Origin of the sequence: Clostridium punense (genome assembly GCF_017874425.1) — a bacterium.
Lineage (GTDB): Bacteria > Bacillota > Clostridia > Clostridiales > Clostridiaceae > Clostridium_J > Clostridium_J punense.
The window spans coordinates 73,983-98,596 of record NZ_JAGGLL010000006.1 but is presented as its reverse complement, the minus strand read 5'-3'; the positions used below and the strand labels follow the sequence as shown (position 1 = coordinate 98,596).

Genomic DNA, 24,614 nt, shown 5'->3' with positions numbered 1-24,614 from the left:
CTTTAAGATGAAAATATTTAATGATTATTAAGAGTAACTGAAAATTTAGTGTAGATTTCTAAGATGAGCTCACTTTTAATTATATAGACACTAAGTAAAACAAAATGATTTTTTATATAATTTAATATTTACTTTAATTTGTAACAATTAATGGACTATAATAATTATGACATAAAAATATTAGCAATTGTATTGAATTTTAAATTTTTTCACAAAGTCGCCACTGAATTGACACATAAATGGAGATAATATAGTTATAGGGAGATTTAATTAAGGGAGGATTTAGAAATGGATAACTTCAACAATGATAATAATAAATTTAATACTATACCAGAGGCAGACAATATGAATTACAACAATAGTAATTATGATAATTCTCACTTTGGAAGCTTTAAAAATACAGAAATTTATAACAATCCTTATGTTTATCAGGATGCTAAAATAAAAAGAAAGAAAGGGCCAGGTAGATTTGCTACAATAATGGCAGTGGCCCTTACATGTTCAGTATTAGGAGGTGCAGTTGGAGGAGCAGTAACTTATACAACTATGAAAAGCACCAAAGCTCCAATAACTCAGCAAAAGAATACAGGTAACGGTAATGCGGTAATTGCACCAACTGCTACAGGTGGAATAAATATACCTGAAATAGTAACAAAAGTTTCGCCAGCGGTAGTAGGGGTTTCAACTAAGTCTGTTTCTACAAATATATTTGGCTTTAATAATGAGCCACAAGAGGGAATTGGTTCAGGATTCATTTTTTCAGATGAAGGATATGTTTTAACAAATTTCCATGTAATTTCAGGAGCAAACCAAGTTAAAGTAATATTTAATAATGGAAAAGAAGTTAATGCTAAAATAGTAAATTATAATCAGCAATCAGATTTAGCGGTTTTAAAAATTACAGATAAAGTAGACTTACCAGGGGTAGCAACTTTAGGTGATTCAGAAAGTCTACAAGTAGGAGAACAAGTAGTAGCTATAGGTAACCCTTTAGGAAAAGAATATTTAGGATCTGTTACTACTGGAATTGTTAGTGCTGTAAGTAGAGATGTAGAGATAGATGGGAAAAAAATGAACTTAATTCAAACGGATACAGCTATAAATCCAGGAAACAGTGGAGGACCGCTGATAAACGCTAGAGGCGAAGTAATTGGTATTAATACAGCTAAGCTAAGTGGAAATGGAATAGAAGGAATAGGTTTTTCAATTCCAATTAATGATGTTTCTTCAAAGTTAGAAAATCTAGTTAAACAAAAAATAACTCTTGGAGTAACAGTTCAAAATGTTACAAAAGAAATGGCTGAAAAATATAATGTACCTGTAGGTGTTTATATTACTAATGTAGCAAACTTTAGTATTGCTCAAAAAGGTGGCCTTCAACCAGGAGATGTAATTATTAAATTTGACGGTAAGAAAGTTGAAACTGTAGAAGAACTTAACAAAATTAAGGATTCTCATAAGGATGGAGACACTATTCCTATTGAATTTGTGAGAAATGGTCAGAATATGACTGCTAACCTTAAAATTGAGTAGAAATTCTTCGAGAGAAGAATAATAAAAAGTTTAAAAGAATGTTTAAATATAAACATTGTGGAAATAATTGTAATAGTTAACAAGTTAAATCTGTTAATAATGATGTTAAAATAAAAACAGAGAGAAATCCCCCTTTCTCTCTGTTTTTATTTACTTTATACTATAAAATCATATTGAATGTTACTTTCATTAATTCTAGTTAGTAAAATTTTTATTTGTACTAAATTATAAGAACTCCTTTACCTACAAGTTTGTATTGTAGATAAAGGAGTTTTATACTAATAACTATTATATTTCCTAAGGCACATATAATTTACTTTAATTCCTTAATAATACCTTTTCTATAGGACATAAGAAGGTTCTGAAGGTCTGCTATTTGAGCAATTAATTCTTTACCTATATCAGTATCTCTAACTCTCATTCTATCTGCAGTGCGCTCTAGGATGAAGGTAGTAGATAAGATATCTTTTCCTTCTTCGATTGCCTGTTGAGTAGATTCAAAAGGTTCATGTTGAACCAGCTGTAAGCCGTAAGAGTTATATATTAAAGTGTAGCCGGCAATGCCTGTTTCAGGCTGATAAGCCTTAGAGAAGCCACCATCTATAACTAGAAGCTTTCCATTTGCTTTTATTGGACTTTCTCCCTTTAAGGTTTTTACAGGTACGTGACCATTAATGATATGAGATGTTTCAGGACTTAATCCAAAGTCTTTTAGTATCATATCACAAATTTCTTCCTTATCCCAAAAGTCATAATATGGATTTTTAATTTCCTTATGAGTTTCTTTCTCATTAATAAAATATCTCTCGAAGGTAGCCATTTTGCTTTTTCCAAAGAGAGGAGAATCAGCACCGCACCATAAGTACCATAGATAGTCTAAAGCATATTGTTTATTAGCATGATTTCCTTTGTTAAAATATGCTTCCCTAGCCAATCTCTCAGCTCTATCAATATATTCTCTTCCGCTATATTCTTTATCTATTAGCTTAATTTTCTTGAAGTTACCGTTTTTATCTAGAGAAATACAAGCATGATAAAGAAGATTAGAATTATACTTTAAATATAGGCTTCCTTTAGAGAATAAGCATCTAACATGCTTTTGAAGTTTTTCACTGTTCAAGAAAGAGAATTTAAGCTTTGTAACAAGTTCTTTTTCTTCGTCGGTAAGCCTGTAAGGATTTTTAGGATCTACTGTTGGGAAGTGAGTATCATTAAGTTTATACTCCTTACCATCCACCATTATGGTTCCATTTTCAAAGTTAATTTTATCTAGCAATTGTCTATGATTCAACGCAAAATCCGGACGTCTTTTAATTATTTCACTTTCAAGCTTAAATTGAATTATAGATATTGCCTTATGCATTTGAGCCATTAGCTTTAAATCTTTTTCCTTATATACATCATCAGGGCCTGTTTTAGGCTTGAAAGATTTACATGGGTCATCCTGGTATACTTCCATTGCAAAGGTAGCAAGAGGAAGTAGGTTTATACCATAACCCTCTTCTAAAGTTTCAAGATTTGCATATCTGGTGCAAATTCTTATTACATTGGCAATACAGCTTTCATTTCCGGCAGCAGCACCCATCCAAAGAATATCATGGTTTCCCCATTGAATGTCTACAGCATGATATTTCATAATAGTATCCATGATTATGTGGGCACCAGGGCCTCTATCGTAAATATCACCGATTATGTGAAGTCTATCTATAGTAAGTCTTTGAATTACATTGCAAATTGCAATAATGAATTCATTGGCTCTTCCAATACTTACAATTGTATTAATAATTCCATTAAAATAATCATGTTTATTAGGTCTAACTTGAGATTCATGTAATAGCTCTTCAATAATATAGGCAAAATCAGCAGGTAATGCTTTTCTTACCTTAGAACGCGTATATTTCGAAGAAACATTTCTGCATATTTGGATTAGTTGATGTAGTGTTATTCTATACCAGTCGTTCACATCATCTTCTTTTGCAAGAGCTAGCTCAAGCTTTTGTTCAGGATAATAGATAAGTGTACATAAATCTTTTTTTTCTGATTCTCTTAAGGTATTTCCAAAAATATCGTTTACTTTTCTTTTGATAACCCCTGAAGCATTTTTTAGAACATGGTCAAAGGCTTCGTATTCTCCATGGATATCAGTTAAAAAGTGTTCTGTACCCTTTGGAAGATTTAAAATAGCTTCTAGGTTGATGATTTCCGTACAAGCATCAGAAATTGTTGGAAATTTTTGTGATAACAATTTAAGATATCTTAAATCACTCTCAATCATATCAACACTAATCTCATCTATTTTACTCATGTCAATCCCCTTTTCTAAATTACTTAAGTATTAATAGTTAATCATATTTTAATATATGTGATACACTAAATAAATATATGTGTACAATAATATATTATATAACAAAACCTGTTATTTTGCTAATGAAAATAACAGGTTAATATACCATTGACAAATATTACAAGTAAATATATTATGATATTAATTTTTAATATTATCTGATAGTAGACTTACAAAAAGAGTTAAATAAGAAAATTAATATCTTATGATATTAATTTTCTTGGGAAAACTAAGTTTAGTTTGTATATAATAAGGAGGAAACGATATGAATGAAATGTTAAAATTTAAAACTTGGGCATTACTTGGAGCCACTCCAGACGAGAGTAGATTTGGATACAAGATTTTAAGGAGATTAGACGAAAAAGGGTATACAGTGTATGGAATTAACCCTAAGTATGAGGAGATTGCAGGAATGAGAATATATCATTCTGTTGAAGAGTTACCACAGGGGGTTGAAGCAATAAATATAATTGTTAACCCTAAGGTAGCATTAAACTCTCTAGAAGCTATTAGAGCTGCCGGAATTGAAAATCTTTGGTTTCAACCAGGTTCTTATGATGAAGAAGTTATAAGAAAAGCAAAAGAAATGGGCTTTAGAGTAGAGCATGATCAATGCTTATTTGTGGAGCTTGGCAGATTATAATTAGTTTAAATTTGTTCTTTATGAAATAACATAGCAATACAATTTATAGAAGATATATTTGAAAACACTTTATTAAGGAGGAATAACAATGAAAGGTGGAATGAAAGTTCTAATAGCTATTATAGTAATAATTGCTTTAATAGCTATTCCAATAGTAGGAACTTACAATAGTCTGGTATCACTTGAGCTAAAAGTAAACAGTGCACAGGCAGATATTGATACAGACTTACAAAGAAGATCTGATTTAATTCCTAACTTTGTGGAAACTGTTAAAGGTTATGCATCTCAAGAAAAGGAAATTTTTACTCAGGTTGCAGAATCTAGAGCAAAGCTTGCAGGAGCTCAAAATATTAAGGAACAAGCAGATGCAGATGCTAGTTTATCTAGCGCACTTTCAAGACTTTTAGTAGTGGTAGAAAGATATCCTGAGCTAAAATCAAATCAGAATTTTAGAGATTTAACTGTAGAACTAGAGGGCACAGAAAATAGGATTGCAGTAAGAAGACAAGATTATAATAACGCAGTAACTCAGTATAATACTAAGAGGAGAAGATTTCCAAGTAATATAGTTGCTTCTATGTTTGGCTTTGAAGAAAAACCACTTTACAAAGCTGCTGAAGGGGCTAAAGAAGTTCCAAAAGTAGACTTTAGTAAGTAGCATCTGTTATGCGAAGCAATAAATGTATAAAAGTAATAGTAGCTTCTCTTCTAATATGTTTATTTACAATACTACCTCTTAAGGTTAGTGCCGCAGAGGCTATACCTAGTCCCACACCTTATAAATATGTAAACGACTATGTAGGAGCTTTAAATAAAAGTGAAGTTGAAAATATAGTATCTATTGGGAAAGAATTAGAAGATAAAACTGGAGCACAAGCTGTGGTAGTTGTTATCAATTCTACTAAAGGTACCCCAATAGAGCAGTATGCATTAAACCTTTTTAGAACTTGGGGAATAGGACAAAAGGAAAAGGATAATGGTCTTTTGATACTTCTTGCTCTTAATGATAAAAAATGGAGAGTAGAGGTTGGTAGAGGACTTGAAGGTGCTGTTCCTGATGTGCTTACTAGTAGAATCATGGAAGATCTAGCAAAACCAAGGTTTCAAAGTGGAAATTATGGAGAAGGACTTTTAAATAGTTACAGTACTATGAGTGATGCTATAGCAAAAGAATATGGTGTAACCTTGGAAAAGTCTCGAAAAATAACTCTGCCAGAGGTCAAAAATAATACCTCTAATAGAAAGAAATCTAACCCACTTCCCTTAGGTATAATTCTTGGTTTATTTTTATTAGATTTAATCTTTAATAGAGCAAGAGTTACTACTTTCCTTTTTAAACTGATATTTTGGAACAATATATTTGGAGGAAGAGGAAGAGGCGGCGGAGGAGGTTTTGGAGGCTTCGGGGGCGGATCTGGAGGAAGTTCTGGGGGAGGTTTCGGTGGTTTTGGCGGAGGTTCCTCTGGTGGTGGAGGCTCTTCAGGAAGCTGGTAAGAATATAGATCCTCTTAGAAAAATTAATTTAATAGTAACCAAAAGATTTGAGAAAGCCAAAGAAGGATAAGTGCATAAGTGAACCTATAACTTTAGAGTTCTATAATATTAAAGCCTATATGATAGATAAAACTAACATATAGGCTTTGTTATTGTTATTTATCAATTGTAATTTTAATTTCATCGTAATCTAGTTCTTTAAAAAAATCCTGAAGAAATTTAATAGTGTCATTATTTACCTTATCTAAAAAGCCTTCTTTTACTAATTTATCTTCCATAGCTGATTTTTCAGATACTATTTCATTTAACATGTCATTTATATGAAGCTTATTAAAAGCTGAGGATTTTTCATCAAAAACATAAATTTCATCTTCACTAACTGTATGATTAAGAATTTTACTTGAAGGGAGCAGGATAGAAAGCTCATTATTTTCTATATAAGTTTTAGCTTGGCTCAAATCAATCCCTGCAGTAATATATCCATTGTATTTAACCACAAAAGATTTTTCAGTAAAGGGAATAACAAAATCCTTATACTTCAAACTGTCTTTTATAGATATAACATTGGAATAATTGTATTTTACAGTGGCTAGCTCAGATATGGTTGTTAGTTTTTCAGTAACTAAGTCGCACTTTTTTTCTAGATTTTTCTTTGTAGAAAAAGAACTTGAAATAATAGCCAAGGCAAGAGCTATAAGCAAGAAAAACAGTAATTTTATTCTCTTAAATATTTTTATTTTCATATAATCCATGAACCTCCCAACATAAATTGCTTTAAATAGTGAACCAAAGTTAAAGCTTAACTTGTACATGAATCCTACACTGGTTTTCTTAAAGGGCTATGACCATGAATAACTTTAAACTTATATCATGGAACATTTTGGATAACCTAAATAACCTTAATCCAGAAATACACCTAGTTAATCTTATTAATGCTTTTATAAAGAAATAAAAGAGCTAGCTAGAGACCTTTATGTATTAGGCATTTTTATTAATAAATATCTATTCAGGTCTTAATATGTTATTTATATGACATAGAAATTGTTTTAATGCTACTTAGGTTTTGAAGTTTATTATAAAGGAATATAAATAAGTTTTATGGCAAAGAAGGAGTATCAAGTAAATTCTTTTAGGGGGGATCCTCTTTTTATATAAGCAAAATTAGTTAAGACATTTAGCAACAATGGGAGTTATAAAGTGAGATAGTATATAAAATATTTTACTTTCATAACCTAAATATTAATAAGGGTAAAAAAAGTAATGGTAAATAGCTTGTATACTGAAATTAATAATCAATAATTAATAATTAATTTAATATTTAATTTCAAAATAATGTTTCGGTACTCGAAATAAAATGATATAATTATATAGGATTAATTATAGTGGGGGGATAAGGTGTGGAAGAAACGAAGGAGATGAGTCAAAGAGAGGTTAGGAAGAAAATCTATTCAATGATATTACCAATAACCTTTGAAAGTGTACTTCAGATGACGGCAGGATTTGTAGCAGCAGGATTTATAGGAAGATTAGATGCAGTTGCTATATCTGCACTAGGAATAAGCAATAGAATAACAAATATTATTTGGGCTCTTTTTAAGGGAATCTCTACAGGAGGCTCCGTGTTTGTGGCTCAATCTTATGGTGCTGGAGATCACAAGAGGATAAAGCATGTAACCATGCAAACTTTATTATCTTGCTTAATTCTAGTAATTGTTTTGGCAGTAATTTTATTTTTAAATGGAGATTTTTTCCTTGCAGCAATATATAAAAACTCCAGTGAGGTATTAAGGGAGAATGCTTTTTCATATATCAAAATAGTTGCCTTTGGATTACCATTCCAGGTAATTATGTTGGTGGTAGCAGGAGTACTTCAAGGTATGGGAAATGCTAAGACGCCTATGAAGATTGCTTTTATAATGAATGGAACAAATGTTGTAGTAAGCCCAATTTTTATTTTCGGACTTCTAGGAATGCCTGCCCTTGGATTAAGAGGGGCAGCAGTAGGACTTGTTGTTGCACAATTTGTTGGTGCTATGGTAGGTTTATACGTGTTATTTAATAAAGATGGCGTACTTGCTGGCTCAAAATCAAAAGAGCATTTTGCTTTAGATAAGCATCAAATTAAAGAAGTTTACAAGGTTGGAATGCCTTCTGCCTTAGAATCAATTTTCTGGCAAATATCGGCTATAATTTTGACCACTTTGATTTTAAATTACGGAGATATAGCTATGGCCTCTTATCAACAAGGACTTCAAGCTGAGTCTATTTCCTTTATGCCAGCGGTAGGTTTTGCAGTAGCTGCTACAGCCTTTACTGGTCAGACCATAGGAGCTAAAAATAAGAAGCTTGGTAAAAGATATATGAAGGAAATTTTAATTGGTTCTACCATATTAACCAGCTTTTCATCAATTATATTATTGTTTTTACCGCAGTTTGTTATGGGACTTCTTACAGATAAGCAGCAAATAATAGAGCTTGGTGCTAAGTATTTAATACTTATGGGACTTGTTCAAATACCTCAGAATATATCAGCTTGTTTAAATGGAGCATTGAGAGGTGCAGGTTTTACAAAGGTTCCTATGTATTCAGCAGGAATTGGTATTTGGCTTGTGAGAATTCCTTTAGCCTTCTACTTTACTTATGTGTTAAAGCTAAGTGTTATTGCTATATGGTCAGCAATGTGTATAGATTTAGTAGTTAGATTTATGATAAGTATAGTTTTCTATAAGTGGAAAAATATTTACAAAGAAGAAGAGTTAGAAGTACCAGCAGTATAAAAGAATTACAGTAATTATAAGCAAAAGAGTTATTGCATAATGCACAACTCTCTCGAGCAATATGAAAGCCATGGGTAAATTGAGAACTAAATTCTCTCTTATCCATGGCTTTATAAGTAGGCTAATAAATATGTCTTTTATTTCAGTGCCTTTTTAAGCGAAAACAAAAGAGAGTATTTAAATTCAATAGAAGTTTACTTTGATTTATTAAGTTTTCAATAAATAAAGTGACGTACCACCAACACCTACGCTTTCATTTCATGAGCAAGAAAAGCTAAAATGTTGGGAGCTTCTTCTGCGGTAGGTCATAATTTTAAAATAGCTTCTTAAAGCAATTTTTGCATAAAATAGTTTTTCCTTTATTAGCAGTAATAGAGCTTTCTTTAGATACAGTTTTATTGCAGATTTCACAAGTAAGCTTGCTATTATCCTTGCTAATATGTTTAGTATCAGCCTTTAGAGTTTTTCCTTCACCTTTTTTATTTGGTGGTGGGCCATAATTAATTGGAGAAACTGGACTATCTAGCTTGGTAATGGAATAATTCATTTTGTAAGAACTTTCTCCAAAAAGCTCTAACTCAAATCTAGGGTTTTCTTCATCATAGAACTCCTCAATAATTATTCTTCTAACCTGAGCATCGTTAACAATAAGTCCACTTTTTTCTATACCATCAAAAATACTTTTAGTTATATTATTAGTATCTGGGTGCCTTTTTTTACTTTTATAGTAGACCTTAAGAACAGCAATAAGGGCTTCACTAAGGACTAATCCTGGGTTTTGAAGTCTGCACTCATAGGCAATTTCCTCTTCATAAAGGGCATACCTATCATGGTATTTTCCAGAATTGTAGGGAAGTATTGCTCTTCCGTTTATATTAAACAGTTTAAAGTTTGATTTTGAAATAGGAGAACCTTTAACTATAACCTTTGCATAATTAGTATTACTCATAATAACTCCTTATTAATTTATAAATTAATATGCTCTACATAATTTATATGCACAAGTAGATGCTTAATTATATTAAACATCTGTATAAGCATTACCTTGTAGCTGCTTAGTAATATAAGCTGTATAAGTTAATCCGTTAACATATAGCTCATTAATATGAGCAAAGAATTAAATAAAGATTTTGGATGCTATACAAAATATATTATAGCGATTAGCTAAAAGTATGAATAGAATTATTATACCACAGAGAACTTATGTTTGTAAAAGGTGGAAGGTATAAGTAGTTGATAAACTTAGTAGGAAGATATAAATTTCTTTTAGTTTTTGAAAAAGTATTGAATTTGCTACATGAATTTGATATATAGTAAAAGTTAAAGTATAATAAAATCTAATAATAGGAATTATTATAAAGATTATGGTATTTAGTTTTTATCAGCTTTAGTACAAGGGCTGTTTTAGGTATATTTTTATGTTTTTATATAGGTTGGTCTTGGGTAATAGGTAAGAGCTAAGAATTAAGACGTGGTAAGAAATAAGTAAAAGGTAAGAAGTGATAAATAAGAGGTAAGAAATAAGAAATAGTATAGGATTTGCGATAATAAGAGAGAAAAGATCCTAAAAGCATATTACAATTTAGTATTAAGAGTAGGTGAATATAAATGGAAAAACAATTTAAAATACTTGCCATTGAGTCTAGCTGTGATGAAACAGCAGCTGCGGTGGTGGTTAATGGAAGAGAAGTGTTATCAAACATAATTTCCTCTCAAATTGATATACATAAGAAGTTTGGTGGAGTAGTGCCAGAAGTGGCTTCAAGAAAGCATATAGAAGCTGTTAGTGCCGTGGTTCAAGAAGCCTTAGATGTAGCTAATATAGCCTTCAAGGATATCGATGCAGTAGCTGTAACTTATGGACCAGGTCTTGTGGGAGCCTTACTTGTAGGACTACAATATGCAAAAGCTTTAGCTTATTCCTTAAAAGTGCCTTTAATTGGGGTTAATCACATAGAAGGACATATAAGTGCAAACTTTATTCAGTACAAGGAATTAGAACCACCTTTTGTAACCTTAGTGGTTTCAGGAGGACATACTTTCATAGTTCATATGAAAGACTATGGAAGCTTTGAGGTAATGGGGCAAACCAGAGATGATGCTGCTGGAGAAGCTTATGATAAGGTTGCTAGGGCTATAGGTCTTGGATACCCAGGGGGGCCTAAAATAGATAAGCTATCTAAAGAAGGAAACGAAAATGCAGTTAAGTTTCCAAGAGCAAATTTTCATGAAGAAAGCTTAGACTTCTCCTTTAGTGGAATTAAATCTGCGGTGCTTAATCATTTAAATAAGCTAGAGATGAAGGGTGAGGATTATAATAAGGCAGATATTGCAGCCTCCTTCCAAAAATCTGTAGTGGATGTGCTTGTAGATAATGCAATAAAGGCTTGCAAAATAAAAGGTGTAGATAAAATAGCTATAGCTGGAGGTGTAGCTGCCAACTCCTATTTAAGAAATGCTATGATGAAAAGAGGAGATAAAGAAGGTATAAAGGTCTTATTTCCAGAATTAGTTCTATGTACGGATAATGCAGCTATGATTGGAAGTGCAGCTTACTTTGAATATCTAAGAGGAAGAATATCAGATTTAACATTAAATGCAGCACCTAACTTAAAACTAGGTGAGAGATAAAAATAAATAAACATTATAAAACAGAGAATGAATTAAGTTTTGTTCTCTGTTTTTTATTCTGAGCTTTTTTAGACATATTTTGATTTATTTATTTATTTATCAAAAGTTTTAAGAGGATTAAGTTAGGTATAGCACACGAAGGATTTGGGTTATAAAAATTCAATTCACATCAACATCTATATATTATAAATTTCTAGGTTATTTTTCGGTGAAGAAACTTTCACATCTAAAAGCTATATAAATTTTTGAGTTTATTTAGATCTGTATATAAAATAGTTAACTTTCTCAATTTACAAAATTAAAGTGTTATAAAGATACAACTGGGAAGTTATACAAAGTTAGCATAAATGGTATTGATTTGGTGAAATCAGTCGAAGTAATGGGGAAAATTATATGGGTACTTAAGGAGGTAATCTTTAATTTTTGAAGAACATTAATAATTAAATTTAAAAACAATATATAATATGAAAAAGTATTGTTTTAAAATTCTGAATATGTTAATTTTTTATTATAGGCAAAAAGCCATATTTTGGTCAGTTGCTAAAATACTTAGGACATATGAAACAATATAATAAAATAAATTCTTTACGGTTAGATTAAAATTCAAAGGAATTCTGAGGGGAACGTAAAGTTTTAAATTGAATTAGTTATTTTCAGTATGTCAAAAGAAAAAGGGGGATATGAAATGGAAGTTCTAAAGGCCATAAGAGATATAGCAGTGAAACCTGTTGAAGAAGATAAAAAAGAAGGACTCTATCTTAAATCTTTAGCAGAATTTATTGTTATGGTATGGGACATGGAAGAAAAAACAAAGGGTGATTACTTTAGTAACAATACCTTTGAAAAACTTCTAGAAGACAATAATAGGCTTTATAGGGGAGTATTGGGAGAAGGTTACAAAACTAGTTATGGAAATCCAACTTATACAGTAAGCTTATTTGGAGAGGAATTAGGAAGGCTATTTGCTTATCTGCACAATAAGCTTCACACTATGATAAAGTTTGCTTTTGCTCACGAAGTTGAGAGATTAGACAAACTTAGCAACCTTTATCTAAAAGTATATAGCTGTATTGAAGACAATGGATCACAGTATGAACCTTTACTTAACCTAGTAAAGAGTTTTGAAAAGGATATTCTTCAAGTTGAGGCAAAGGCCAGAATTGAAGATGTAGCTGTTAAAACAGAAAGCTATGTAAGTGAAATTATTGAAACCCAAGATTTGAGGGATGTAAGATACTTATTTAGATATGGTAGGTACATTGGAGAAAACGAGATAAAGACAGCTGAATTCTTAGCTGGTTATGAGAAAATAGATGAGATATCTAAAACAGTAGTTAATTCTTATATAAATGGTTTTACCCGTGACAATAAGGATTATAGAAAAAAATCCACTGTAAGGGTTATTTTTAATGTAGGACAAGAACTTATTATTAAAAGATTAATGAAGGATTTTAAAGCCTTTGGATTAAAGTGCATATTAACTACCATCGATTCAACAGATCCAAATAAGCAATTCACCTATGACCACAGATTTGATGGGGCACTTTTCTTTGATGAAGAGTATGCAAAAGCAAAGGAGCAGGTTTATAGTGAAATACTAGAAGCATATAAGGAACCTCTTTCTAAATATTCAGGACCAGCTTTCTTTGATAAGTTTGGGGAAATACCTTTTGCTCCAGAGAGTAAAAAGGAATGTCTAAAGCTTAATGAAGCTCAGGCTAAATTGTTCCAAAGCCATCAAGGAAAACTAAGAAGAATGATGGATAAGTATATGCCAGACACAGAAACAAGCTTCACAATAATTGCTTTCCCTACTCCAGAAATTGGGGAGAAATTTGAAAAAATCTTTGAAGACACTTTAGAAATAAATATGTTGGATTCAAGCAAATGGGAGAAGATTCAGCAACATATTATTGACCTTCTAGACAAAGGTGAATATGTTCATGTTAAGGGAAAAGGAGCTAATAGAACAGATATAAAGGTTAAAATGCAGGAGCTCAAGAACCCTGACAAGGAAACAAATTTCGTAAATTGTGTAGCTGATGTAAATATTCCAGTAGGAGAAGTGTTTACATCCCCAGTTCTAAAAGGAACTAATGGTGTGCTTCATGTAGAAGAAGTTTATTTAAATGACCTTAAGTTCTTAAATCTTGAGCTTTTATTTGAAGATGGGTATATAAAAGAGTACAGATGTACAAACTTTGAAAAAGAAGAGGAAAATAAAAAGTACATTGAGGAAAACTTATTATTCCCTAATAAAACTTTACCATTAGGAGAGTTTGCAATTGGAACTAATACTTTAGCTTATGTTATTGCACAAAAGCATGACATAGTAAATATCCTGCCAATTCTTATTGTGGAAAAAATGGGACCACACTTTGCAATTGGCGATACCTGCTTCTCTTTTGCAGAGGATGTTAAGGTTTATAATCCTCTTGATGGAAAGGAAATTATAGCTCGTGATAATGAAAAATCTATTTTAAGAAAAACAAATATTGAAGAAGCTTATACTCAATGTCATACAGATATAACTCTTCCCTATGATGGATTAGAGTTCATATCAATTATTACAAAAGATGGGGAAACACTTAATATCATTGAAAATGGAAGATTTGTAGTTCAGGGAACTGAGGAATTAAATAAACCTTTTGAAATGAATATATAATTTTGGGGAGGATAACTTTATGATGAATAATATGAGTATTGAAAATGCAATGGTAATAAAATTAGATGATGAACTACCAAAAATGCCTAAGTTTATTGAAGGAATTAGAAGAGCACCAGATAGAGGCTTTACTTTAACTAAAGCTCAAGCAGAGTTAGCACTAAAAAACGCCCTTCGCTATATTCCAGAGAAATATCATGAAGAGCTAGCTCCAGAGTTTATGGAGGAACTAGTTACTAGAGGAAGAATTTATGGATATAGATTTAGACCTGAAGGAAGACTTTATGGTAAGCCAATCAACGAGTATAAAGGAAAATGCTTAGAGGGAAAAGCCTTCCAAGTTATGATAGACAATAACCTAGACTTTGAGGTAGCATTATATCCTTATGAGCTTGTTACTTATGGAGAAACAGGCCAAGTTTGCCAAAATTGGATGCAATATAGACTTATAATGAAGTACTTAGAAAATATCACTGATGAGCAAACTTTAGTTTTAGAAAGTGGGCATCCTCTAGGATTATTTAGAAGCTCTAAAACTGCACCAAGAGTTATCAATACTAATGGTCTTATGATTGGTATGTTTGACAATCCGAAAGATTTCCATCTTGCTACGCAGCTTGGAGTTGCAAACTATGGACAAATGACTGCGGGAGGCTGGATGTATATAGGACCTCAAGGAATTGTTCATGGAACTTTCAATACCATACTTAATGCAGGAAGATTAAAGCTTGGAGTAGCTGATGATGGAGATTTAAGAGGAAAGATATTTGTAACCTCAGGGCTTGGAGGTATGAGTGGCGCTCAACCTAAAGCTATTGAAATTGCAAATGGAGTAGGAATCGTTGCGGAAGTTGATTATTCAAGAATAAAAACTAGATTAGATCAAGGCTGGGTTTCAATGGCTTCTGATAATTTAGAAGAAATTTTCAAAGTGGCTTTAGAGAAAGCTAAAAAGGAAGAAGCTATTTCTATAGCTTATCATGGAAATGTAGTAGATTTACTACAATATATTGTAGATAATAATATTAAAATAGATCTTTTATCTGACCAAACTTCCTGTCATGCACCTTATGATGGAGGCTATGCTCCAGTGGGAATCTCTTTTGAAGAAAGAACAAGACTTCTAAAAGAGGATAGAGAAACTTTCAAAAAGCTAGTGGATAAAACTCTACTTAAGCATTTTGAACTTGTAAAAATTCTAGATAGCAGGGGAGTATACTTCTTTGACTATGGAAATGCCTTTATGAAAGCAGTTTATGATGCCGGTGGTAAGGAGATTTCTAAAAATGGTGTAGATGAAAAAGACGGCTTTATATATCCTTCTTATGTAGAAGATATTATGGGACCAATGCTATTTGACTATGGATACGGTCCATTTAGATGGGTTTGCTTAAGCGGAAAACATGAGGATTTGATTAAGACAGATAAGGCAGCTATGGAGTGCATTAATCCTAATAGAAGAGGTCAGGATAGAGATAACTATATTTGGATAAAGGATGCGGAAAAAAACAAGCTAGTAGTTGGTACAGAGGCTAGAATACTTTATCAAGATGCTCAAGGCCGTATAGATATTGCCCTTAAGTTTAATGAAATGGTTAGAAATGGTGAAGTTGGGCCAATAATGCTTGGTCGTGACCACCATGATGTTAGTGGAACAGATTCTCCTTTCAGAGAAACCTCAAATATTAAAGATGGAAGTAATATGATGGCTGAAATGGCAGTTCAATGTTTTGCTGGAAATGCAGCTAGAGGCATGAGCCTAATTGCTCTTCATAATGGAGGAGGAGTTGGAACTTCTAAGTCAATTAATGGAGGTTTTGGGCTTGTACTTGATGGAAGCGAAAGAATAGACAATATAATTAAATCTTCCATGGCATGGGATGTTATGGGTGGTGTTGCAAGAAGAGCTTGGGCAAGAAATCCACATTCCATAGAAACTAGTATGGAGTATAATGAAAAGCATAAGACTACAGATCATATTACGCTTCCTTATATCACAGACGGAGATTTAGTAGCTAGAGTAGTAGAAGAAGCTTTAAAAAAATAATATTAACATAAGCAGCAAAGAGTATACTTAGAATCTTCTTTTAAGTATACTCTTTTTTATTTACCATATAATTAGCAATGAGTAAATTAATTTTTTTCTTTAAAAAATTTTTATACAAACTAAATATTATTAATCTACGTATCATATATTGAAGAGAAAGATTAATAGGAGTATAATAATGGGCGGTACAAATGTTGTGGTATTAATGGGAATGAAGGTGAGTTTCTGTGGTATTTAAAGGGAATAGAATTTTACTAAGACTTGCAGCAATAATCAGTTGTTTTATTGCTTTATTTTTCTTTGCAGCCTGCAATAAAAATAGTGAGCAGCTAGAGGAAGATAAAAGGCCAAGTCAAGTTATAGAAGAAGAAAATCATATAAGAGCCGTATTTGAAAGACATAATAATATATATTTATATGATGAGGGGTATGAGCAGCTTCAGTCCATAGGTGAAACCACAAAATTTAAGGAGCTAATGGCTTTAAGTCCTGATAAAAAAAACATAGTCTTCAAGTATTTTTACGAAGAGAGTAGTAACTCAATAGAAGTTATTATATATAACTTAGAAAGCAAAAACTACAAAACTATTACTATAGAAGATTTGGAAATGCAAAATATAGTGGAACTTAAATGGATTAATGAGAAAGACATTTTAATATCAGCAGCAATTAATCCATCTGTTCTGAAATATGAGATTTATGATATAAGTTCTATGGAGCAGTTAAATTCAGTAAAAGGCTTACTTATGAAAGTGATGAAGGATAAAACTTATCTCTATAGCAAAGGAGATAAGGAAATAAATAATAATAATTTATACTTAGGTGAAAAGCTTATATATAAATTGAAAAACAAAGAAGAGGAAATTCATTTTGCTGATATTTCAGAGGATGAAAAAAAGATAGCTTTTAGAACCATTTCCTATGGTAAAAACGGTGGAGAAATAAAGGAATATCTTTATGTTGCAGAACTAAACATGGATAGTCTGCCTTTAAAGACTCCAGAGAAGATTGAAATACCTCCTAAGGTTTTAGGTGAGGTTTTCTTTGATAATGAAGGAAGCTTATGCATTAAGGGTGAAGAGTATGTATATAAACTTCAAGGGACAGAGTTTATATTGGTTGGAGAAGCAAAAAAGGATAGTACACAACCAACAGAAGAACAGTTAGCAAAGTTTAAAAAGGTTTTAAAAAATAACTTTGGCAATGAATTTATTCAGGATTATTTAGAGTTAGAAGAAATGGAAATATACAATATACAGTGGTTTTAGTAGGTGTCATCCATAGAGGAGATAAGGGGCGATAGTCCTTTAGCTTATCCTTTGGGTGGCACTATTTTACTATTTTACAAGTAGAATTTTGTTGACATAGAGTATAAGCTCCAATATAATTATCCATGGATTAATAAAAAATAGATATTTTTTAGGTTTAATTTAACGAAATTTAGGAGTATTTTTGTTAATAAGAAAGGGGTAGGGTAATGGATAAGAAAATGTTAACACCTGCTGAAATTACTGATTATGTTGAAGAAGTAGGTATTAAGAAAGCAAATAACAAATCAATGCAAACTTTATTACTAGCAACCTTAGCTGGAATTTTTATTGCACTTGGAGCATACGGTGCATCCATGGCTTCTCATAGTGTAACTAATGTAGGATTACAAAAGACTGTAGCTGGAGTAGTGTTCCCAGTAGGGTTATTATTTGTTTTAATTTGTGGAGCAGAGCTTTTCACTGGTAATGCACTATTAAGTATTGCATTTGCAGAAAAGAAGATTACCTTAGGACAAATGTTAAAAAACTGGACTCTAGTTTTTGTAGGAAACTTTATAGGTTGTATAATTGTGGCAGTTTTAGTGTTCAATGCAGGGTTACTATCTACAGGTACATTAGGTGGATATGCTATTAAAGTAGCAGCTACAAAGGCAAGTCTTCCTTTTGGACAAGCTTTAGCTAGTGGAATACTTTGTAATATAATAGTTTGTTTCTGTGTATGGGGAAGCTATGCAGCAAAAGATGTAGCAGGAAAAGTTTTAATGGGATTTATTCCAATATTCGTTTTTGTAATTTCAGGTTATGAGCACGTTGTTGCAAATATGTATTACTTTTCAATTGGATTATTAGCAAAGTCAAGTGAGGCTTTTGTAGAGTTATCGCACGTTGCACCAGAAAAGTTATCACATTTAACTGTTGGGGGAATATTCAATAATATCATACCAGTTACTATTGGAAATATAATAGGTGGTGCAGTATTTGTTGGATTAGCTTATTGGGCAATTTATAAGTATATACCATCAAAAAAAGCTGTGGAGAAACAAGAAAAGTTATCAGCATAATTTAAATATAAGCAACCAAAGTTTGGTTGCTTAACAGATAGAGGGCTATGTCATGATGAATTTACATTCATTATGACATAGCCCTTTAATTTAATAAGTTATGTGTTATGATTTATTAAAAAGGAAGGTTTCGGCCTAGGTTAAAAGCTTCTTTATTGATAGGAAGAAGTCTTTCAGGGAAAGTTTTACTTAGTGCTTCATACCAGCTTTCTTCTGAGAAGGGTAAATAGTTAGAAAGCACACCTAAAAGTACAGTGTTTTCGACTTTAATGTTTCCAAGGTCTTTTCCAATAGCTGTTCCATTAACTTGTAGGAGTTTTAATCCCTTGTCCTTAATTTTATCTTCAATATTCTCAGGATATTCCTCTTTTTCTATAAGAACTCTATTTGGATAAATAGTATTATTGTTTAAAATTACAACACCATCTTTTTTTACATTATGAACCCATCTTAAGCCTTCTAATTTTTCAAGAGCAATTAAAATATCTGCTTCTCCTTGGGGAATAAGAGCAGAATACACTTTTTCACCAAATCTTATAGAGCCAAATACTAAACCTCCTCTTTGAGAAAGTCCAATTACATCACTAGTTTTAATATCGTAGCCTTCTAAGAAAGCCACTTCAGAGATTATAGTAGTGGTTACAACCAAACCTTGGCCACCAACACCGCATATTAATATATTTGTGCATTTCATACAATCATTCCTCCCTTACTCTGACTTGCTGCATTTTATTGCCCCAACAGGACAAACTTGAGAACATACAGAGCAGCCTACACACATATTGCTATCTATATAAGAGTTCTTCTTATCTTTTCCATCATATAGCTTCATTGAAATAGGAGGACAGTTAGTTCTTATGCAGCTTCTACAACCGATACATATATTTTCGTCTACATAGTAATGAGGTTTTTTAACCTTAAAATTAAGAGCACAAGGTCTTGTAGTTATAATTACTGAGAGACCATTTCTCTTCATAGCATTATTTATTGCTTCTTTGGTCTCTTTATATTTAAATTGATCTACTACAGTAATATCAGAAATGCCAATAGATTTAAGAACACCTTCAATGTTTACTGTATAACCCCCTTCTTCCTTAAAATAATCTCCAGTAGTAGGAGTTATTTGACCTCCAGTCATAGCTGTGGTTCTGTTATCCATAACAATTACAGTAATGTTTTTATCTGTTTGAGCTAGCTGTAAAAAACCTGTTATTCCTGAATGGAAGAAGGTTCCATCTCCGATAGTAGCAACTAAAGGTCTATTTTTATCTATCTTACTTTCTGCCTCTGCAAGCCCTAAAACCATGCCTAAAGAAGCGCCCATGCTAATGTTAGTTTTGTGAACTTCAAAAGGTTCTAGAATTCCTAAAGAGTAGCAACCTATATCGCCAATAACTGTAGCTTTATTCATCTTTAAAATGTGGAAAATTGGTCTGTGAGGACAGCCGGAGCATAGCATTGGAGTTCTAGGTGGAACTTTTTCTGCTTCAACACCTTGAACTTCCTCATTGATTATATTAGCTTTTATAAGTCCTGCTTTAATGGTTTCAAGGGTAAGTTCTCCAGTGAAAGGGAATAACTCCTTACCAATAACCGTTAAACCTTCTACTTTTAGTTCATTTTCAATAAATGGTAGCATTTCCTCTAATACTATGACATTTTCATATTTAGAATATAAATCTTTTATTAAATCCATAGGAAGAGGATAAATCATTCCAAGCTTTAATATGTCCACATTTACATCAAGTTCTTTTAAGTTTTCATAACACATCCCACTGGTTATTATTAATGTACCACTGCCTTTAGTCTCAAGGTTATTAAGACTATATGTGTTATTAAAGGTTTTTAAGTTTTCCATTCTTTCTTTCATAAAGTGTTGAGCTGCATTGGCATATGGAGGTAGCATGCAAAATCTACTTTGGTCTTCTATAAAGCCATCATAAGAAAAAGCTACTCTATCTTTTAATTCAACAATTCCTCTGCAGTGACATAGTCTGCTGGTGAGTCTTACCATTACTGGGGTGTTGAACTTTTCACTAATTTTAATTCCTTCCACAATAAAGTCTTTAGCTTCTTGTGGGTTACAAGGATCAAATACAGGTATATTTGCAAACTTAGCATAAAATCTACTATCCTGTTCATTTTGAGAACTAGTAAGACCTGGGTCATCTCCTACCACTAATAGCAAAGGACCTTTAGTTTTAATTTGTGTAAAGGTCATAAAGGGGTCAGCTGCTATGTTGATTCCTACATGCTTCATAGATACCATAGAAGGAGCACCAGCAATACTTCCTCCCATAGCTATTTCCATAGCTACCTTTTCATTTGTTCCCCACTGACTATAAATCTCCTCATACTGCTTTAAACTATCTAGAATTTGAACAGTAGGAGAACCAGGGTAGCTTGAGGCTATTACTCCTCCACCTTCGAAGAAACCTCTTGCAACAGCTTCGTTTCCAGTTAATATTTTTTTATTACTCAATAGTAATTCCTCCATTCCGTTTTGTATTAATATTGGGAACCAAAGTCAGTATTTAGCTTATAGCTTACGCCTACATTGGTTTCCCTAAGGCTTTTGAAAATGAAAAGAAAAATTTTCATTATGAAAGCCTATATCCAATTCAATTATTTATATGATAGCAAAGTTGAGTTTAGTATATAATAAATTTTATCACCAAATAATAACTATTACCACATATGTCGAAAAAATTATTTTTTGAAAAAATATAGAAATTTTAATAGAAAATATATGTAAGTGGATAGAATTGGATTAAGGTATATTTTTGTGAAAACAACAGTATTAAGTAATACTTCTTAGAAATAAGGAGGTTTATGTAAATATATGTGGTATAATATAATGTACGAAAATGTTTGCTGTGCAGATAAATAAGTTCAATAATCATACTTTGATTACCTTAAGGCTTTTAAAATAAATCAATGCATTTTCATATTGAAAGCCTAAAGTTGAATTATAGTGGAGGGAGGTGAACTGTTGTATTTAATCTATAGAAAATAGATAAAAACTAGTATTAATTAGTAGGTATATTTAAGCTTATTTTGGTTATAATATTAATAGCTATTGTGAATCCCAGACATTGCGAAAGTGATGTAATCATAGGGTAGAACCTTGAGGGTGTTAGTGTTTAAATAAGGCTACTTGCGTAAGTAGTTAGCGAGAACCAAGCAAAGTAAGTTAATACAAGATATTGCACTTAAAAGTAAACTTGTATATGTACCGTGCGTTGTGCGGGAATTTAAGCCTTTGGAGCAACATACAAACTGGAGTAATCTTATGATAAAACAGGTTGCATTGAATAAGGAATAAATCTCTAAATACTAGATTTTAGTAGATTTTATACAACGGTCAACAATGTGAAAAGCTTAGAGGAAATTATTATAAACTTGCCTTCCAATTCATCAACCTTAATAGAAAATAAGATTAAATTAAGTAGCAATACTTTAATAGTTATAAAGGATGATTTTAGAGTGCTAAAAACCCAAGTAGTAAATCCTCATGTTGCTATTAGGGGAGCATTTCTTAAAAGTGGTAAAGTTTTAGCTCAATATATAGTAGTAAACCTAAGAGAAAGGGGATTTAATAGTTATTATAAATTTTGGTTTGATTATAATGATAGTAAATGCTTAAAATTATTGTTAAATCTTGTGAAACAGAAGTATATTTACATAATACTTTGTGATAATAATAATAACTTAGTTAAGGAAATTTCCTTAGAAAATACAATGAAGCCTTTTTTCAAAGAATACATAGAAAGATGCCTTAAAACCGATTGTAAATGGAGTAAAAAGCAATATAGAAAGATGCTTGAAGAACTAAGTGATAAATTTATAGATGACTATTATCTTTGGCGAGAATTAGGAGAAGATATTATTGAAAGTTAAGTAGAGGATAGATATATGATAATTGGAAGTTGTAAAGTTTATATGAATGCACCTTTTTCCCACTCTTTAAAAGAAAAGAGAATGGTTGTAAAAAGTTTAATACAAAAGGTAAGAAATAAATATAATGTATCTATAGCTGAAGTAGAAGATCAAGATTTGCATCAAAGTATAGTAATTGGCATAGTTGCAGTGAGTACAACTACTTCTCATGCTAATTCTATAGTTCAAAATGTAGTAAATTACATTGAGGAAATTTCTGAGGCTGATGTAATAGATTCATACATTGAGATAATATAAGGCATTTCAAAAAAATAAGTAAATTAGTAAGGTGTCTTATTACTTATTTTCAAATTCCTAAAATAAATCATGTCGAGAGTTATGAAAAATATTTGAATTTTTTAAAAATTTCTTAATATAAACATAATTTTGAGAAAAAAAATATATTGCTTTTTTTTTATCAGAATATTATAATGATATTGAGAGTAAAAGATATTAGGCATTTTCAAATGCCTTGTTAAAAATTAAATATGTCATAAATAGAGGTGCAGATAAAGTTGGTAGTTCATAGATGTTAAGGAGAAAAACCTCCAATGATTTGAACAAAGTGTTTATTTGCCGAAAGAATATATAGTTTTTTATATATTACTTGGGGGTAGAGGGTAATCTTCTATCACTGCCATAAATAATTTATGGAGAGCTATTTATGTGATGAGAAATTCATTGCATTAATAGAAATCTCCAAAATAAGAGTGTTTGTTAATGGTGCTGAATTTTTCAGTGCCATTTTTTATTTTCACTACATATCAGCAGTTAACAGAAGTACATAACTTGGAAGAAAAGGTGTTTTGTTTTCACGCTTTAACACTTTAATGCGATGACTTGTTTTAATAATGTTAGTAACATATTTCATCATTTCAAGTAAATGATGTTAAAGTAATAATTATAAAGGTAGAAATTAAGGGAGGAACAGTTATGAAATCATTAATTAGATTAAGAATGAGTTCACATGATGCACATTATGGCGGAAATCTAGTAGATGGAGCTAGAATGTTACAATTATTTGGAGATGTAGCTACAGAGTTATTAATCCTAAATGATGGAGATGAGGGTTTATTCAAGGCTTATGACAGTGTAGAATTCTTAGCACCAGTTTATGCAGGAGATTACATTGAAGCAGTAGGAGAAATTGTACAAGTAGGAAATACTTCAAGAAAAATGGTTTTTGAAGCTAGGAAAGTAATAGTACCAAGACCAGACATAAATGATTCAGCTTGTGATGTTTTAGAAGAGCCAATAGTTGTATGTAGAGCAAGTGGAACATGTGTAGTTCCAAAAGATAAGAAAAGAAAGTAAATTGCAGGATTTATTGCAAGATATTTGTTAAAAAATTAACAAATTTGGAGGTTAGGTTTATGGAAAAATTAATAATTACTGCAGCTATTTGTGGTGCAGAAGTTACCAAAGAGCACAACCCAAATGTTCCTTATACTGTTGAAGAAATTGGTATTGAAGCTGAAAAAGCTTACAAAGCTGGAGCAAGTATAATTCATCTTCACGTAAGAAAAGATGATGGAACACCTACTCAAGACAGAGAAAGATTTAGACAATGCATAGAAGAGATTAGAAGAAGATGTCCAGATGCTATCATTCAACCATCTACAGGTGGAGCAGTAGGTATGACAAATGAGGAAAGACTACAACCGGTAGATTTAGCACCAGAGATGGCGACTTTAGATTGCGGAACTTGTAACTTTGGTGGAGATGAAATATTTGTTAACACTGAAAACGATATTAAAGCTTTTGGAACAAAAATGATCGAAATGGGAGTTAAACCAGAGATTGAAGTTTTTGACAAAGGTATGATAGATATGGCTTTAAGACTTCATAAGAAGGGCTACATAAAAGCACCAATGCACTTTAGCTTTGTTATGGGCGTAAATGGTGGTATTGCAGGAGATATGAGAGATTTCTTATTTATGAAAGAAAGCCTTCCAGTAGGAAGTACTTTTAGTGTAGCAGGAATAGGAAGATATGAATTCCCACTAGCAGCTATGTCAATTATAGCTGGTGGACATGTTAGAGTTGGCTTTGAGGATAATATCTATGTTGAAAAAGGAGTAATAGCAGAATCTAACGCAGTTCTTGTTGAGAAAGTAGTAAGACTTGCAAAAGAGCTAGGAAGAGAAATTGCAACTCCAAAAGAAGCAAGAGAGATTTTAGGGTTAAAACCACTAGAGGTTTAAGATAT

19 protein-coding genes and 1 riboswitch are annotated in these 24,614 nt (G+C 31.7%); of the genes, 14 read left to right on the top strand and 5 right to left on the bottom strand.

Annotated elements, in window-relative coordinates:
- Positions 1-288 precede the first annotated feature (288 nt).
- A complete protein-coding gene (locus J2Z44_RS05340; protein ID WP_021281195.1) occupies positions 289-1,533 on the top strand; it encodes a S1C family serine protease in 1,245 nt (414 codons plus the stop codon).
- 313 nt (positions 1,534-1,846) lie between these two features.
- On the opposite strand, the gene J2Z44_RS05335 is transcribed toward J2Z44_RS05340, so the two are convergent.
- On the bottom strand, positions 1,847-3,838 hold the full coding sequence (locus tag J2Z44_RS05335; RefSeq protein WP_021281196.1) for a fructose-bisphosphatase class III: 1,992 nt from the start codon (positions 3,836-3,838) through the stop codon (positions 1,847-1,849).
- A 304-nt stretch (positions 3,839-4,142) separates the two neighbouring features.
- Here J2Z44_RS05335 and J2Z44_RS05330 point away from each other — a divergent pair, with 304 nt between their 5' ends.
- From J2Z44_RS05330 to J2Z44_RS05320, 3 genes are all read left to right on the top strand, one after another.
- The gene (locus J2Z44_RS05330; RefSeq protein WP_021281197.1) at positions 4,143-4,520 is read left to right on the top strand and encodes a CoA-binding protein; all 378 of its coding nucleotides are present in this window, start codon (positions 4,143-4,145) and stop codon (positions 4,518-4,520) included.
- An 88-nt stretch (positions 4,521-4,608) separates the two neighbouring features.
- Positions 4,609-5,178: a LemA family protein gene (locus tag J2Z44_RS05325; protein ID WP_021281198.1), complete on the top strand. Its 570-nt coding sequence runs from the start codon at positions 4,609-4,611 to the stop codon at positions 5,176-5,178.
- A gap of 8 nt (positions 5,179-5,186) precedes the next feature.
- On the top strand, positions 5,187-6,014 hold the full coding sequence (locus tag J2Z44_RS05320) for a TPM domain-containing protein (RefSeq protein ID WP_021281199.1): 828 nt from the start codon (positions 5,187-5,189) through the stop codon (positions 6,012-6,014).
- A 155-nt stretch (positions 6,015-6,169) separates the two neighbouring features.
- Here the strand turns inward: J2Z44_RS05320 and J2Z44_RS05315 are convergent, their stop codons facing one another.
- A complete protein-coding gene (locus J2Z44_RS05315) occupies positions 6,170-6,757 on the bottom strand; it encodes a DUF4230 domain-containing protein (protein ID WP_161624429.1) in 588 nt (195 codons plus the stop codon).
- Between the two features lie 654 nt (positions 6,758-7,411).
- On the opposite strand from J2Z44_RS05315, the gene J2Z44_RS05310 reads away from it, so the two are divergent.
- Entirely contained in the window at positions 7,412-8,791 is a 1,380-nt protein-coding gene (locus J2Z44_RS05310; protein WP_021281202.1) for an MATE family efflux transporter, read from the top strand.
- Positions 8,792-9,104: 313 nt separating this feature from the next.
- Here the strand turns inward: J2Z44_RS05310 and J2Z44_RS05305 are convergent, their stop codons facing one another.
- Positions 9,105-9,740, bottom strand: a complete 636-nt coding sequence (locus J2Z44_RS05305) for a RusA family crossover junction endodeoxyribonuclease (protein WP_021281203.1) — start codon at positions 9,738-9,740, stop codon at positions 9,105-9,107.
- Positions 9,741-10,399: 659 nt separating this feature from the next.
- Here J2Z44_RS05305 and tsaD point away from each other — a divergent pair.
- The 5 genes from tsaD to J2Z44_RS05280 all read left to right on the top strand — a co-directional run bounded on the left by tsaD (position 10,400) and on the right by J2Z44_RS05280 (position 18,466).
- Complete coding sequence (gene tsaD / locus J2Z44_RS05300; protein ID WP_021281204.1) at positions 10,400-11,422, top strand: tRNA (adenosine(37)-N6)-threonylcarbamoyltransferase complex transferase subunit TsaD; 1,023 nt, start codon at positions 10,400-10,402, stop codon at positions 11,420-11,422.
- A gap of 685 nt (positions 11,423-12,107) precedes the next feature.
- Positions 12,108-14,087 carry an aminopeptidase gene (locus J2Z44_RS05295; RefSeq protein WP_021281205.1) on the top strand — a complete coding sequence of 660 codons (1,980 nt, stop codon included), beginning with the start codon at positions 12,108-12,110 and terminating at the stop codon, positions 14,085-14,087.
- A gap of 19 nt (positions 14,088-14,106) precedes the next feature.
- The gene (locus tag J2Z44_RS05290; RefSeq protein ID WP_021281206.1) at positions 14,107-16,134 is read left to right on the top strand and encodes a urocanate hydratase; all 2,028 of its coding nucleotides are present in this window, start codon (positions 14,107-14,109) and stop codon (positions 16,132-16,134) included.
- A 227-nt stretch (positions 16,135-16,361) separates the two neighbouring features.
- Entirely contained in the window at positions 16,362-17,402 is a 1,041-nt protein-coding gene (locus tag J2Z44_RS05285; RefSeq protein WP_021281207.1) for a hypothetical protein, read from the top strand.
- Positions 17,403-17,611: 209 nt separating this feature from the next.
- A complete protein-coding gene (locus J2Z44_RS05280) occupies positions 17,612-18,466 on the top strand; it encodes a formate/nitrite transporter family protein (protein WP_021281208.1) in 855 nt (284 codons plus the stop codon).
- A gap of 115 nt (positions 18,467-18,581) precedes the next feature.
- Here the strand turns inward: J2Z44_RS05280 and J2Z44_RS05275 are convergent, their stop codons facing one another.
- Positions 18,582-19,160 carry an indolepyruvate oxidoreductase subunit beta gene (locus tag J2Z44_RS05275; protein ID WP_021281209.1) on the bottom strand — a complete coding sequence of 193 codons (579 nt, stop codon included), beginning with the start codon at positions 19,158-19,160 and terminating at the stop codon, positions 18,582-18,584.
- Between the two features lie 15 nt (positions 19,161-19,175).
- A complete protein-coding gene (locus J2Z44_RS05270) occupies positions 19,176-20,948 on the bottom strand; it encodes a thiamine pyrophosphate-dependent enzyme (RefSeq protein ID WP_021281210.1) in 1,773 nt (590 codons plus the stop codon).
- A gap of 890 nt (positions 20,949-21,838) precedes the next feature.
- Between J2Z44_RS05270 and J2Z44_RS05265 the strand changes: the two genes are divergently transcribed.
- From J2Z44_RS05265 to kce, 4 genes are all read left to right on the top strand, one after another.
- Positions 21,839-22,366, top strand: a complete 528-nt coding sequence (locus tag J2Z44_RS05265; protein WP_209649391.1) for a hypothetical protein — start codon at positions 21,839-21,841, stop codon at positions 22,364-22,366.
- Between the two features lie 15 nt (positions 22,367-22,381).
- Positions 22,382-22,663, top strand: a complete 282-nt coding sequence (locus J2Z44_RS05260; RefSeq protein WP_021281212.1) for a DUF503 domain-containing protein — start codon at positions 22,382-22,384, stop codon at positions 22,661-22,663.
- Positions 22,664-22,895: 232 nt separating this feature from the next.
- Positions 22,896-23,074: riboswitch (Lysine riboswitch) on the top strand.
- Between the two features lie 264 nt (positions 23,075-23,338).
- Positions 23,339-23,719 carry a 3-aminobutyryl-CoA ammonia lyase gene (gene kal / locus J2Z44_RS05255; RefSeq protein ID WP_017413419.1) on the top strand — a complete coding sequence of 127 codons (381 nt, stop codon included), beginning with the start codon at positions 23,339-23,341 and terminating at the stop codon, positions 23,717-23,719.
- Between the two features lie 59 nt (positions 23,720-23,778).
- Complete coding sequence (gene kce, locus J2Z44_RS05250) at positions 23,779-24,609, top strand: 3-keto-5-aminohexanoate cleavage enzyme (protein WP_021281213.1); 831 nt, start codon at positions 23,779-23,781, stop codon at positions 24,607-24,609.
- Positions 24,610-24,614: the final 5 nt, after the last annotated feature.